Raw genomic sequence first — 12,662 nt, forward strand, 5'->3', positions numbered from 1 at the left:
TACCCTCCCATCTAATAATAGAAGAGAGGGCATTGCATTTTACTGACCCAGTACCCGCGTGCGGATCACCTCGGCGATACCGGGTTGCAGGTGATCGGCGATCACCAGATCGGCACGTTGTTTGATGGCATCATCGGCATTGCCCATTGCCACACCCAACCCCACCGCTTCCAGCATACTGAGATCGTTGTAGTTATCCCCGAAGGCCACCACCTGATCCATGCTCAGGCCCTGTGACTCGACCCATTGCTGCAGGCGTTTCCCTTTGCTGTTACCGCCTTTGGCGATGTCGACCTGATCGTGCCACGACCATTCACACGCTAACCCCAGTTCTTTTTCCACTGTTTCAGCAAAGTTGCGCAGCGCAGGGATATCGGCATGTGACGTGGCGAACTTCCAGATGGACTTCGCTTCATCGGCTGCCTGAACCAGGCTATTGACCTGTAGCAGCGTTGGGCGTTGCGCTGGTGGCAGGGTTTCCGCCCAGGCTAATGAACGGGTGACGTGACCACTCGGATCCTGATACAGCATGGCATCATCTACGTACATCAGACCATGGATGTCGCTTTGTTTTAGCATCTGCAGAACCAACCGGGCCTGATCTTTTTCCAGTGGATCGGCAGCCAACACTTTTTTCTGCTGGAAGTCATACAGATAGGTGCCGTTGCAGCAGATCGCTGGGGTATCTATCTCCAGCGCCTGATAGAACGGATGGATCGCGACATGATGGCGACCGGTGACTACCACTACTTTGACGCCGGCGGCACGCGCTTCAGCCAGGGCTGCCAGTGACTGCGGTAATATGCGTTTTTGGGTATCCAGCAAGGTGCCATCCAGATCGAGGGCAATGACGCGGTAGCTCATAGGGATCTCATTATCGTTAGCAACAAAATTAAACCGATGGTACACCGGATAAGCGATGGATAAAACCGCACATATTTCATCTACAACACAGGGTTGTTATGTCACGGATGTGAGGTAAGCTAGGGGAAACCGAAAAACCTGAAACCGGTTTCTCTTTTACCCTATTCGAGGAGAATACATGAAGCAAATCGTTTATGTCGCCAGCCCGGAAAGCCAACAAATTCACGTGTGGCAGTTAAGCGACACGGGGGCGTTAGAGTTGCTGCAGACCGTCGAGGCCCCGGGCCAGGTACAACCGATGGCGATCCACCCGGACAGAACGCATCTGTACGTGGGTGTGCGTCCGGCTTTCGGTATTGTCAGCTACCGCATTGAGGCGGATGGCAAACTGCAACAGGCCGGTATGGCGCCGCTGCCAGGCAGCCCAACCCATATTTCTACCGATTTGCAGGGGCGTTATCTGTTCTCTGCTTCTTACAGCGGTAACTGTGCCAGCGTCAGCCCTATCGGCCATGACGGTGTGGTGGTAGCGCCTATCCAGCAGATCGACGGTTTGACCGCGCCGCACTCGGCCAATATCGACCCAACCAATCAACTGTTGCTGGTGCCTTGTCTGAAAGAAGATCGCATCCGCCTGTTTAATCTGGACTTGCAAGGCGAACTGACGCCACACAGCCAGGAAGCGGTGGCGACTGCCAGTGGGGCAGGCCCGCGTCATATGGCATTCCACCATAACGACAAATATGCCTACTGCGTGAATGAGTTGGATGGAACGGTAGACGTGCTCGCCATCAGCGAAAACGGTGGCAAATATACTCTGGTGCAAACGCTGGATATCATGCCGTCCGATTTCAACGGCACCCGCTGGGCGGCGGATATTCATATCACGCCAAACGGCCGCTTCCTGTACACCAGTGACCGCACCGCCAGTATTCTGACTATTTTCAGCGTATCCGAAGATGGCAGTACCTTGTCGGTGGTTGGTTATCATCCGACTGAGGAACAGCCTCGCGGCTTCAATATCGACCACAGCGGCCGTTTTGTGATTTCGTCCGGTCAGAAGTCCGGTCATATCGGGGTGTATGAGATTGATCAGGCCAGCGGCAAGCTGACCACGCTGGCACGGTACCCGGTAGGAAAAGGGCCGATGTGGGTAAGCGTGTTAGATACCCGTCATACTTGAAGCTGCCTCTGAGTTGGCTGCATTTGCTCACCCCAGTCACTTACTTGAGTAAGCGCCTGGGGACTCACAAATTTGCCGCCTTGATGCAACTCCAATTATTTAGGGTATAGAAAGAGAGTATTACGCACGGTATGGCATGTAGGGGAGTAAACAGGCTTTCGCTACATGTATGTTTATTAACGCCGAATCCACATTTCCATCGGGGCGGATATACCCGCCCCGAGCCATATCAGCTGTACTTCACCGTCAGTGTGGCACTTCCAAGGCTATGGAAGTGCACGTTAAAACCCACCAGCGCGCCGCTGGAGCCTTCATCTACCTCAATACTTTCTACGTCCAGCGCATGCACGGTGAAGTGATAACGGTGACTTTCGCCCTGTGGTGGGGCCGCGCCGCCGTAACCGGCAGAACCAAAGTCGGTGCGGGTCTGGATAGCACCGGCTGGTAAACCCCCTTTACCTGAGCCTGCACCCTGTGGCAGTTCGCGCGTCGCCGCCGGGATATTGGCTACCACCCAATGCCACCAGCCTGAACCCGTCGGGGCATCGGGATCGTATACCGAAATCACAAAACTCTTGGTGCCTTCCGGCACGCCATCCCAGGCCAGATGTGGAGATAGGTTATCGCCGTGATAACCCATGCCGTTAAAGACCTGGCGTTCCGGCATTTTTGCGCCGTCCTGAAGATCGTTGCTGTACAAACGAAAAGCCATGGTGACTCCCAGTTGTCGGTAAAAGCAGAGTCCCTAAGCTAGACTGTTTTGCCGGAACAATACAACCCCCTGCGCTAGCGGCGGCCGATTGATCTCTACCGTGATATGCACCAGTTCATCGTGGATGGCCAATAGTTGGCGCACTCTGTCGGCGGTAAGAGCGTTGTCAGCACTGCTCAGGGCCAGCACGCATTGATACTTACCTTTACCGATGCGGCCAAGATGCAAATCGGTAATCGCCAGCGCGTGGCCAGAGTCGGCCAACACCTGACGGATTTCTTCCGCTACCGGTGCGTCCATTTCGGCATCCAGCAGGATCTTGCCGCTATCTCGCATCAGGCTATAGGCCCAAGCCGCGACCAATATTGCCCCGACAATCCCCATCAGTGGGTCGAGCCAACTGGCCCCCCACAGCTTGCCGCCAAACAGGGCGACTATTGCCAACACTGAAGTTGCCGCATCGGCGATCACATGAATATACGCAGAGCGCAGGTTAAGATCCTGATGGTGGTCATGAGTATGACCATGATGATGGTGGTCATGGCCACCACCGCGTAACAGCCAGGCGCAGGCCAGGTTGACGCCCAATCCCACGATGCCGATAGCAATCGCCTGGTTGTAATGTATTGGGCTAGGGTTCAGCAGGTGTTCCACAGATTGAAACAGCATCAGTGCAGCAACCAGCACCAGTAAGACCGCGCTGGTATAACCGGTCAGTACCTCGATTTTCCAGGTGCCGAGGCTGAATCTGCGGTCTTTTGCCAGCCTGCGTGCGGCGCTATAGGCTAATACCGAAAGGCCCAACGCCAGCGCGTGCGAACTCATGTGCCAACCATCAGCTAACAGCGCCATTGAGTTGAACATCCAGCCGCCAGCAATTTCAATCACCATCATACTGGCGGTGAGTATCACGGCCCATCTGGTATTCCTTTCTGCCAATGGGTTACCATCGTCGAAAACGTGGCTGTGCTCGCGGTGCAAAGCGGGGGCGTGTGACGTCATAATCTGGGATCTCAACGAAGTGAATAACGTATAAATATACTATACCCCAGTATGCTAAATAACAATTGGATGATGCCGATGAGCCATACCATTAAAGATCAGAAAAAACTGTTGGCGCGGGTGCGCCGCATAAAAGGACAGGCGGAAGCGCTGGAGAGAGCACTGGAGAATGGCGGCGAATGTTCTGCTATTCTGCAGCAGATTGCGGCGGTACGTGGCGCAGTAAACGGTTTGATGGCGCAGGTGCTGGAAGGGCACGTGCGTGAACATCTGACTGCGGAAGATGCAACGCCACAGCAACGCGAACAAGATATCGAACAATTGATGACAGTTTTACGTTCTTATATGAAGTGACCATGATTTCATTAAAAAAACGCACGCCGTGGTTTGGCTGGCTGCGCCGCTGGGCCAAGGGTATCAAGCGCGACATTTATGCACTGTGGTTGGCGGCCCGCGACCGGCGTACGCCATGGTATGCGAAGTTGATTGCCTTGTTGGTTGCAGGATATGCCGTGTCACCCATAGATCTGATTCCAGATTTTATCCCGGTTTTGGGTTATCTGGACGACGTAATCATTGTGCCGTTGGGTATCATGCTGGCGGTACGCCTGATCCCCAAGCCGTTGATGGCGGAGTTTCGTGAGAAAGCACAGCAACGCATCGATAATCCTACTGGCCGCATGGCGGCAGCATTGATTATTGTACTGTGGGTGTTGTGTCTGGTGATGCTGGCCCGCTATTTGGACCAGCATTGGTAATTGATTATTGCACCGCTGCCGTTACCGCGGCGGTCAACCGGCTGAGCTGCTCGGATTCAATGATGTATGGCGGCATCAGGTAAATCAGTTTGCCGAATGGCCGGATCCACACGCCACGTTCAACGAATCCACGCTGGAGCTGTGCCACATCTACGGGCTCACGCATCTCCACCACGCCAATTGCCCCTAACACCCGCACATCCGCCACTTTTGGCAAAGCCTTCAACGGTAATAGCTGCTGTTTCAATTGGGTTTCGATAGCAGCGACCTGCTGCTGCCAGCGGTTTTCCGCCAGCAGTGACAGGCTGGCGTTGGCCACCGCACAGGCCAGCGGATTGCCCATAAAGGTAGGCCCGTGCATAAAGCAGCCTGCGGCACCGTTGCTGATGGTTTCCGCCACGTGACGTGTGGTGAGGGTAGCAGACAGCGTCATATAACCGCCGGTCAGCGCTTTACCCAGACACAGAATATCCGGCACGACGTCGGCGTGTTCACAGGCAAACAGCTTGCCAGTGCGACCGAAACCGGTGGCAATTTCATCGGCGATGAGCAGCACCTGATGACGATCGCAGAGCTCACGCACTCGCTTAAGGTAGGTTGGATGGTAGATGCGCATGCCGCCGGCCCCCTGAACGACGGGTTCCAGGATCACTGCCGCTACTTCTCCGGCATGCTGTTCCAACAGCGCGGCGAACGGCGCGATATCATTTTCATCCCAGGCCTGGTCGAAACTGCATTGTGGCGCGGTAGCGAACAAGTGTGGCGCCAGGTAACCCTGATACAGGCTGTGCATCGAGTTGTCCGGGTCGCACACTGACATGGCACCGAAGGTATCGCCGTGATAGCCGTGCCGTAGGGTCAAAATGCGTTGCCGCCGTTCCCCACGTGCCTGCCAATATTGCAGCGCCATCTTCAGCGAGACCTCCACCGCCACTGAGCCGGAATCTGCCAAGAACACGCATTGCAGCGCTTCTGGCGTCATCTCCACCAGCTTACGACACAGCGCAATCGCAGAGGGATGGGTAATGCCACCGAACATCACGTGCGACATTTTTTCCAATTGCTGCGTGGCTGCGTGATTCAGTTGTGGGTGGTTATACCCGTGGATTGCCGCCCACCAGGAAGACATGCCGTCAACCAAGCGACGGCCATCTGCCAGTTGTAGCTCTACGCCGCTGGCAGCTTCTACTGCATAACAGGGGAGCGGGTGGCTCATGGAAGTGTACGGGTGCCAAATGTGGCGCTGGTCAAATTCTAGGTCGGCAGCAGTGATAGACATACTTGTAAACCAAATCATGTTCGTAATGGTTGACAGTATATCCACAATATCTAAACTGACGACACTTTTTTAATTTTTGGAGACGCCGTGATGGCCGATCGTATTCACTGGACAGTGGGTCTTGCCCAGACCCTTTTTGATAAACCTCTGCTTGAACTGTTATTTGAAGCTCAGACGGTGCACCGCCAGCATTTTGACCCGCGTCAGGTTCAGGTGAGCACGCTGTTATCAATCAAAACTGGCGCTTGCCCGGAAGACTGTAAGTACTGTCCACAAAGCTCACGCTACAAAACAGGCCTTGAGTCTGAACGATTGATGCAGGTGGAGCAGGTACTGGAATCTGCACGCAAAGCCAAGGCGAATGGTTCGACCCGTTTCTGCATGGGGGCCGCATGGAAAAACCCGCATGAGCGCGATATGCCTTACTTGGAGCAGATGGTGCAAGGGGTGAAGGCGATGGGCATGGAAACCTGCATGACGCTGGGTACGTTGGACGGCACGCAGGCGGATCGGCTGGCAGAAGCCGGATTGGACTATTACAACCACAACCTGGATACCTCACCAGAGTTCTACGGCAATATCATTACCACTCGCAGCTATCAGGAACGTTTGGATACCTTGGGTAAGGTGCGCGGTGCGGGCATTAAAGTGTGCTCTGGCGGCATCGTTGGGTTGGGCGAGACGGTACGCGATCGTGCCGGACTGTTGGTGCAGTTGGCCAATCTGCCAACCCCGCCTGAAAGTGTGCCAATCAATATGCTGGTGAAGGTAAAAGGCACGCCACTGGCGGATAACGAAGACGTCGATCCTTTTGATTTCATCCGCACCATTGCGGTGGCACGCATCATGATGCCGGCTTCTTACGTACGCTTGTCCGCCGGTCGTGAGCAAATGAATGAGCAAACCCAGGCGATGTGCTTTATGGCTGGTGCCAACTCCATCTTCTATGGCTGTAAATTGCTGACGACACCGAATCCGGAAGAGGATAAAGATCTGCAATTGTTCCGTAAGCTGGGCCTGAACCCACAGCAGACTGAAACCGAGCACGGCGACAACCAGCAACAAGAAGTGCTGGCTGCCCAGTTGATGCAGGCGGATACCGCTGAGTTTTACAACGCGGCGCTGTAATGAGCTGGCAACAACGTATTGAACAGGCATTGGATGAGCGGCAGCAGAGCGCCGCTTACCGCCGTCGCCAGGTGAATCAGGGCGGCAATGGTCGCCATATTCAGCTTAACGGTGAGTGCTACCTGAATTTCTCCGGCAATGACTACCTTGGCCTGAGTCAGGATGCGCGCGTGATCGCCGCCTGGCAGCAGGGTGCACAGCAGTATGGTGTCGGTAGTGGGGGCTCTGGCCATGTAACGGGGTTTTCTACGGCGCATCAGAAGCTGGAACAGCAATTGGCGGAATGGCTCGGCTACCCGCGTGCGTTGCTGTTTATCTCTGGCTATGCCGCCAACCAGGCGCTGCTGGCAGCTCTGATGCAGGCCGAGGATCGCATTTTAGCCGATCGGCTCAGCCATGCTTCGCTGCTGGAAGCCGCTGCCCATTCACCGGCCCAGTTGCGTCGTTTTCGCCATAATCAGCCACAGGCGCTGGCTGATTTGCTCGCTAAATCCTGCGACGGCCAGATGCTGGCGGTGACCGAAGGGGTGTTCAGCATGGACGGCGACAGTGCGCCATTGGCGGAACTGCACCGTTTAACCCGCGCGGCGGGGGCCTGGCTGATGGTGGATGACGCGCATGGTATCGGCGTACACGGCGATCAGGGGCGCGGCAGCTGCTGGCAGCAAGGCGTCCGGCCCGAACTGTTGGTGGTCACTTTTGGCAAAGCCTTTGGCCTCAGCGGGGCCGCCGTGTTGTGTGATGAAGCAACGGCTGAATACCTGCTGCAGTTTGCTCGCCATCTGATTTACAGCACGGCAATGCCACCGGCGCAAGCCTGCGCACTGCAAGCGGCCTTACACTGTATCCAGCAGGGCGATGAATTGCGTGCCCGGTTGAAGGACAACATCCAACGTTTCCGCCAGGGAGCTGCCCAGTTGTCGCTGACTCTGACGGAGTCGGTTACCGCCATTCAACCTTTGCTGGTGGGCGATAACCAACGTGCGCTCGATCTGGCACAGCGTCTGCGTGAACAGGGCCTGTGGGTGAGTGCCATTCGCCCGCCAACGGTTCCTCCGGGCGGAGCGCGTCTGCGTATTACGCTGACAGCGGCGCATCAACCGCAGGATATCGACAGGTTGCTGGAGGTACTGCATGACGTCAGCATTTGAGCAGGTTAATAAACATGCGGTAGCCTCGGCCTTTAGCCGAGCGGCAGGCAGTTATGACGCCGCGGCGGTGCTGCAACGTGATGTTGGTGAGCGCTTGCTGGGGATGGGGCTGGATCATCCCGGCGAGCAATTGCTCGATGCGGGATGTGGTACTGGTCACTTCAGTCGTCGCTGGCGTGCACTGGGCAAGCAGGTCACGGCACTCGACTTGGCGCCGGGCATGCTGGCGTTTGCTCGTCAGCAACAGGCGGCCGATCATTACCTGCTGGGGGATATAGAAAACGTGCCGCTTCCCGCGGAAGTGGTGGATATCTGTTTTAGCAGTCTGGTCGTGCAATGGTGCAACGATCTGCCGCGCGCGCTGGCAGAGCTGTATCGTGTAACTCGCCCGGGCGGCGTGATTCTGTTTTCTACCTTGGCGGCAGGATCGTTGCGCGAATTAGGTGACGCCTGGCAGCAAGTAGACGGCGAACGCCATGTGAATGATTTTCTGCCGTTGGAGGAGATCGCGTCGGCCTGTGCCGGTTACCGCCACAGCCTGGAAGCGGAGTGGCAAACCCTGAACTATCCGGATGTCATGTCGCTGATGCGATCGCTCAAAGGGATTGGGGCGACTCATTTGCACCAAGGCCGAGAGGCCGGGTTGCTGTCTCGCAGGCGGCTTGCAGCCTTACAGGCGGCCTACCCCTGCCAGCATGGGCAGTTCCCGCTCAGTTATCATTTGGTTTATGGAGTGATTTATCGTGATTAAGCGTTGGTTTGTCACAGGAACTGATACTGAAGTCGGCAAAACGATGGCGAGCAGTGCCTTATTGCAGGCTGCTAATCTGGCGGGCTACCGCACTGCTGGCTACAAGCCGGTGGCTTCAGGCAGTGAGATGACTGACGAAGGACTACGTAATAGTGATGCGTTGGCATTGCAGGCTAACAGTGCGGTGGCGCTGAACTACCATGAGGTGAACCCTTATGTTTTTGCCGAACCGACGTCACCGCATATTGTCAGTGCCGATGAAGGCCGACCAATAGAACTGGCGCAGCTTTCTGCGGGGTTACGTCATCTGGAACAAAAAGCAGACTGGTTGCTAACAGAAGGAGCCGGTGGCTGGTTTACACCGCTTTCTGAGCAACATACCTTTGCGGACTGGGTACAGCAGGAACAGCTGCCGGTGATTTTGGTGGTGGGTATCAAGCTGGGTTGCATTAACCACGCAGTGCTGACCGCGCAGGCAATCCAGCAAGCAGGACTGTCGTTGGTCGGCTGGATTGCCAATGATGTTAGCCCACCGGGCCGTCGCCATCAGGAATATCTGGCCACGCTGCGCCGCATGTTGCCTGCACCGTTGTTGGGGGAGATCCCGCATCTGCCTAAACCTGAACGACAAGCGTTGGGGCATTACCTGGATTTGAGCGTTTTACCTCATTGAGGGTTAAGCCTTCCGTCCACGGATTTACCGTGGACGGAGAGAGCTGACTTGCCGTTTTACATGGCGGTGATGCATGCATTATCTAAGTAAAGCACCCCGTTTTTCGCCAAAGCATACAAGTTGAAAGACAAAATGACGTGGGTTGCCCAAACAGGCACTTTGCGTCGGTTAGCGTTAAAACGGTATTCTTTAAACTCGGCATAATCACTGGCATTGAGAGTGCCATCCCAGGCTGCTACATCTGATTTAGCGATGATCGATACGCCGTTGCTTTCCGTCTCCTGAATACAGGCATAACTGAGTGTGGCAAATAAATTGCCGGTGCCGCCATTCAGTACTTTTAAGGTAAAACAGGCGCCTAGCTGTTCATATTGGGATACCGGGACAACCACTCGTACACCGGCGCTGGAGTTGGTATTTCCCAGCTTGGTCACTTTTAGCGCATTGCTGCTGTTAACGCCTGCACCGGCCTCAATAGCCAGGGTAATGGCGTCCGAGATGAAGGGGCTGCTGACGTTGCCACCGGAAACCTCCCAACCTAGCGGCTTGGAAGTAAATGAGAAATTACCGTCTTTAAGCTTGTTATTATTGGCGGTGGTCAAAGTCTGAATGCCTTTGCCGCCACCGCCGCCATCCAGCCGACTGTTTTTAATCACAAAGTCGCCAGTACCGCCAAAATAACGGCCAGTAGCTGTTCGTACCCCATAGAACTTAACGTTGTCTACGATAATTCCGCTGCTGCCTGCTTCGGCGTAAAAACAGTAGTCTTGGGCCAGAGTGGTTTGCAGCGTAATGATTTCCCCACCCTGAATAAGTAATGACGCATTTTGGTTGGCGCTACAACGGAAGGGGGAGTCAGAAAGTGGGCTATTACTATTACCGAATTCAATATGGCAGCCGTGCAACTCAACGCTTCCAGCTTCTACATTTACAATCGCACCCGCATAATCTATTGATGTGCCGAAGAAACGAAATGCGCCGTTCGGGTTCTGATTACCAATCGCTAGTCCTTGAGAGTTGCCAATAGTGCCACCAAAGAAGTTAATCCCTTCGCCAAAATTTTGAGCTGTCGTATTTTCGTCACCGGTTTGTGTTGGTGGCATATTAGTGGTTGTAGCAGGCGGCATATGCACGCATTCATAGCAACGGACTATCTCACAGGCATAGTGATGCCCAATATACGCGTTGTTACCAAAGTACATTCCGTAATAGAAACCGGAAATATATACGTTATTAACGGAAAAGTTTCCCAACAGGCTTTCCGGTGATTGAAAACGAATCCCGTCAATAAAATTGTATACTATTTCCTCTTTATCATCGGTAATGGAAGCCGTCGAGAGCTGTTGTTTGGCTCCAATCCCCTTGACGGTAAAGTTCTTTAAGATTGGTGCAGGGCGAATGGGGATCCCGTTATCGAGTGCTTTAGCCGTCGTGTAGCAGCGCAGGAAGTAGTTGTGATTGTCTTTCGTCCCATTTGGGATGTTGGTGGTGATATTTACGCCGTTGCCGTCAATATAAACGAAGCCGACGTCGATATCGGTCTTGGGGGCGGTCCACACCTCAAAGGGGGCCGTGAATTTTACAATCGTCGGCCTTTTTAATGTGTCTGTAATAAAGGTTTGCGCCTTGACCAACTCATCACGTGACTTGACGTAAATGCCCTCTACATCGAGGCGTTCTTTTAAAGTCCAGTTCTTATTGTCCAGATCGCTATATTGAATAAATTGTGCGTCATTATCAGCCATGGTTTAACCCTCAATTCAAATTTATCGGATGTGAAAACCCGTTGAATATGAAGGGAGATGTTGGCAGCTGCCAGCCTACCTGGTTCTGCCAGTGTTGGTACAACAGCGGCTGCCCTTAGCAAAGCAACCGTTTCTCGATGAGAAGTGGGGCGCAATATTTCACGCCCCTGTCAGTCACACGGCCAAATAGGCATTAATCAATTCTTCATCCAACTGTTCTAGTGTGCCATCTGCGACGCTGCGCCCCTGGTCCATCAGGTAAAAACGATCCGCTACGCGACGAACAAACGGCAGTTTGTGCTCGACTAACAGGATAGTCATACCCAGTTCACGGTTGAGTTTACGGATCACGTTACCGATATCGCCAGCGATTGTCGGCTGAACGCCATGGGTGGGCTCATCGAGTATCAGTAACTCGGGTTCCAGTACCAGAGCACGACCAATCGCCAGTTGTTGTTGTTCACCATTGGCTAAGTCGCCAGCGCGCCGGCTGCGCATTTCCCGCAGATTGGGGAACAGGGTGTAAACCAATGGCGGAATGCGACGGGTCTTATCGCGGCTGGCCATGAGTGCTACCTGTAGGTTTTCTTCCACGCTGAGCTGAGAAAATATCTGCCGGCCCTGCGGTACATAGCTGATGCCAAGTGCCGCACGGGTTTCAACCGGTTGCTGTAATAGATTCTGCGGGGGTTCGTCGGCCAATTGCCAGGTCATGCTGCCACTGACGACAGGCAAGTGACCCATAATGCAGTTGACCAGTGTGGTTTTGCCTACACCGTTACGGCCAATCAGCACTGTACACTGGCCGCGTGGCAACTCAAGATTGATGTCCCAGAGGGTGTGATTTTGCCCGTAGAACTGATTTACTGCCCTTAAACTCAACATTCTGCACTCTCCTCAAAGACCTGTATACCACTCGTGGATGTGCGCCCTTGGGGCGCTGGCGTAACGCCGCCTTAACTGGTCACGCCGATCACACCTGGTGGTGCGACGGGACGACCGGTGCAGGAACGCTAATCGAACTCTCTACTTCCTTGTTTTATCCCGTCCTGGTTGCCGTTTACGCGTTTGCGGTTTCTTTCCCGAGTGTCTAAATGTCCAGAATAAAATGCTGTTCGACTACCTTTAATGAGGTAGTTCGGTTCAAGGTGAAACAAGCAATATAGAGCCTAAAAAGGTGACTAATAACCGTTTGTCAGCGCTCTTCTGTTTTTAACACGCAAATGTCTGCTATTTCGTACTGTGCTGAGGTTGAGCGGATTACCGGTCATTTCTCCGCCCAGCCCCGAATATTTATCCCAGTGGACTTTTGGTGTGAAAAGGTAATGCAAGCAGTGGGCCAACTTTTTACATCAATTAAAAAGGGTGATTGTTATTGCCTTGTTAACGGCTAGCCGGGCTGAGCCGGGGTATTGC

13 protein-coding genes are annotated in these 12,662 nt (G+C 54.1%); 7 read left to right on the top strand and 6 right to left on the bottom strand.

What is annotated here, in order from left to right; all coding sequences use genetic code 11:
- Positions 1-39: 39 nt before the first annotated feature.
- Positions 40-864, bottom strand: a complete 825-nt coding sequence (locus SGBXF1_RS06255) for a pyridoxal phosphatase (protein ID WP_037421382.1) — start codon at positions 862-864, stop codon at positions 40-42.
- 178 nt (positions 865-1,042) lie between these two features.
- On the opposite strand from SGBXF1_RS06255, the gene pgl reads away from it, so the two are divergent.
- Positions 1,043-2,047 (top strand): 6-phosphogluconolactonase, encoded by a 1,005-nt coding sequence (gene pgl, locus SGBXF1_RS06260; protein WP_037421385.1) that lies wholly within the window; start codon positions 1,043-1,045, stop codon positions 2,045-2,047.
- Positions 2,048-2,276: 229 nt separating this feature from the next.
- Here the strand turns inward: pgl and SGBXF1_RS06265 are convergent, their stop codons facing one another.
- Positions 2,277-2,759 (bottom strand): kinase inhibitor, encoded by a 483-nt coding sequence (locus SGBXF1_RS06265; protein WP_186427985.1) that lies wholly within the window; start codon positions 2,757-2,759, stop codon positions 2,277-2,279.
- 33 nt (positions 2,760-2,792) lie between these two features.
- Complete coding sequence (gene dmeF, locus SGBXF1_RS06270; protein WP_186427986.1) at positions 2,793-3,761, bottom strand: CDF family Co(II)/Ni(II) efflux transporter DmeF; 969 nt, start codon at positions 3,759-3,761, stop codon at positions 2,793-2,795.
- A gap of 78 nt (positions 3,762-3,839) precedes the next feature.
- Here dmeF and SGBXF1_RS06275 point away from each other — a divergent pair, with 78 nt between their 5' ends.
- A complete protein-coding gene (locus SGBXF1_RS06275; protein WP_037421394.1) occupies positions 3,840-4,115 on the top strand; it encodes a metal/formaldehyde-sensitive transcriptional repressor in 276 nt (91 codons plus the stop codon).
- A gap of 2 nt (positions 4,116-4,117) precedes the next feature.
- Complete coding sequence (locus SGBXF1_RS06280) at positions 4,118-4,519, top strand: YkvA family protein (protein WP_061806913.1); 402 nt, start codon at positions 4,118-4,120, stop codon at positions 4,517-4,519.
- A gap of 4 nt (positions 4,520-4,523) precedes the next feature.
- Here SGBXF1_RS06280 and bioA read toward each other — a convergent pair whose 3' ends face one another.
- Positions 4,524-5,798, bottom strand: a complete 1,275-nt coding sequence (gene bioA / locus SGBXF1_RS06285) for an adenosylmethionine--8-amino-7-oxononanoate transaminase (protein WP_186427987.1) — start codon at positions 5,796-5,798, stop codon at positions 4,524-4,526.
- A gap of 90 nt (positions 5,799-5,888) precedes the next feature.
- Between bioA and bioB the strand changes: the two genes are divergently transcribed.
- Genes bioB through bioD form a run of 4 tightly spaced genes read left to right on the top strand, consistent with a single transcriptional unit; the run spans position 5,889 to position 9,501 of the window.
- A complete protein-coding gene (bioB, locus tag SGBXF1_RS06290) occupies positions 5,889-6,926 on the top strand; it encodes a biotin synthase BioB (protein ID WP_061806915.1) in 1,038 nt (345 codons plus the stop codon).
- Positions 6,926-8,077, top strand: a complete 1,152-nt coding sequence (gene bioF, locus SGBXF1_RS06295) for an 8-amino-7-oxononanoate synthase (protein ID WP_186427988.1) — start codon at positions 6,926-6,928, stop codon at positions 8,075-8,077. Before bioB ends, bioF begins: the two co-directional genes overlap by 1 nt.
- Positions 8,061-8,828 (top strand): malonyl-ACP O-methyltransferase BioC, encoded by a 768-nt coding sequence (gene bioC / locus SGBXF1_RS06300; RefSeq protein ID WP_061806917.1) that lies wholly within the window; start codon positions 8,061-8,063, stop codon positions 8,826-8,828. The genes bioF and bioC overlap by 17 nt, the downstream gene beginning before the upstream one ends.
- Positions 8,821-9,501 (top strand): dethiobiotin synthase, encoded by a 681-nt coding sequence (bioD, locus tag SGBXF1_RS06305; RefSeq protein ID WP_186427989.1) that lies wholly within the window; start codon positions 8,821-8,823, stop codon positions 9,499-9,501. The genes bioC and bioD overlap by 8 nt, the downstream gene beginning before the upstream one ends.
- 56 nt (positions 9,502-9,557) lie before the next feature.
- Here bioD and SGBXF1_RS06310 read toward each other — a convergent pair whose 3' ends face one another.
- The gene (locus SGBXF1_RS06310; protein ID WP_186427990.1) at positions 9,558-11,246 is read right to left on the bottom strand and encodes a hypothetical protein; all 1,689 of its coding nucleotides are present in this window, start codon (positions 11,244-11,246) and stop codon (positions 9,558-9,560) included.
- A gap of 174 nt (positions 11,247-11,420) precedes the next feature.
- Positions 11,421-12,131 carry an ATP-binding cassette domain-containing protein gene (locus SGBXF1_RS06315; RefSeq protein WP_186427991.1) on the bottom strand — a complete coding sequence of 237 codons (711 nt, stop codon included), beginning with the start codon at positions 12,129-12,131 and terminating at the stop codon, positions 11,421-11,423.
- Between the last annotated feature and the right edge of the window lie 531 nt (positions 12,132-12,662).

This window comes from Serratia grimesii, from assembly GCF_900186025.1.
Classification (GTDB): Bacteria; Pseudomonadota; Gammaproteobacteria; order Enterobacterales; family Enterobacteriaceae; genus Serratia; species Serratia grimesii.

Bases quoted from the DNA above. Each gene is read 5' to 3' on its own strand.
- SGBXF1_RS06255 (WP_037421382.1), bottom strand. From the start codon at position 864: ATGAGCTACCGCGTCATTGCCCTCGATCTGGATGGCACCTTGCTGGAT.
- pgl (WP_037421385.1), top strand. From the start codon at position 1,043: ATGAAGCAAATCGTTTATGTCGCCAGCCCGGAAAGCCAACAAATTCAC.
- SGBXF1_RS06265 (WP_186427985.1), bottom strand. From the start codon at position 2,759: ATGGCTTTTCGTTTGTACAGCAACGATCTTCAGGACGGCGCAAAAATG.
- dmeF (WP_186427986.1), bottom strand. From the start codon at position 3,761: ATGACGTCACACGCCCCCGCTTTGCACCGCGAGCACAGCCACGTTTTC.
- SGBXF1_RS06275 (WP_037421394.1), top strand. From the start codon at position 3,840: ATGAGCCATACCATTAAAGATCAGAAAAAACTGTTGGCGCGGGTGCGC.
- SGBXF1_RS06280 (WP_061806913.1), top strand. From the start codon at position 4,118: ATGATTTCATTAAAAAAACGCACGCCGTGGTTTGGCTGGCTGCGCCGC.
- bioA (WP_186427987.1), bottom strand. From the start codon at position 5,798: ATGTCTATCACTGCTGCCGACCTAGAATTTGACCAGCGCCACATTTGG.
- bioB (WP_061806915.1), top strand. From the start codon at position 5,889: ATGGCCGATCGTATTCACTGGACAGTGGGTCTTGCCCAGACCCTTTTT.
- bioF (WP_186427988.1), top strand. From the start codon at position 6,926: ATGAGCTGGCAACAACGTATTGAACAGGCATTGGATGAGCGGCAGCAG.
- bioC (WP_061806917.1), top strand. From the start codon at position 8,061: ATGACGTCAGCATTTGAGCAGGTTAATAAACATGCGGTAGCCTCGGCC.
- SGBXF1_RS06310 (WP_186427990.1), bottom strand. From the start codon at position 11,246: ATGGCTGATAATGACGCACAATTTATTCAATATAGCGATCTGGACAAT.
- SGBXF1_RS06315 (WP_186427991.1), bottom strand. From the start codon at position 12,131: ATGTTGAGTTTAAGGGCAGTAAATCAGTTCTACGGGCAAAATCACACC.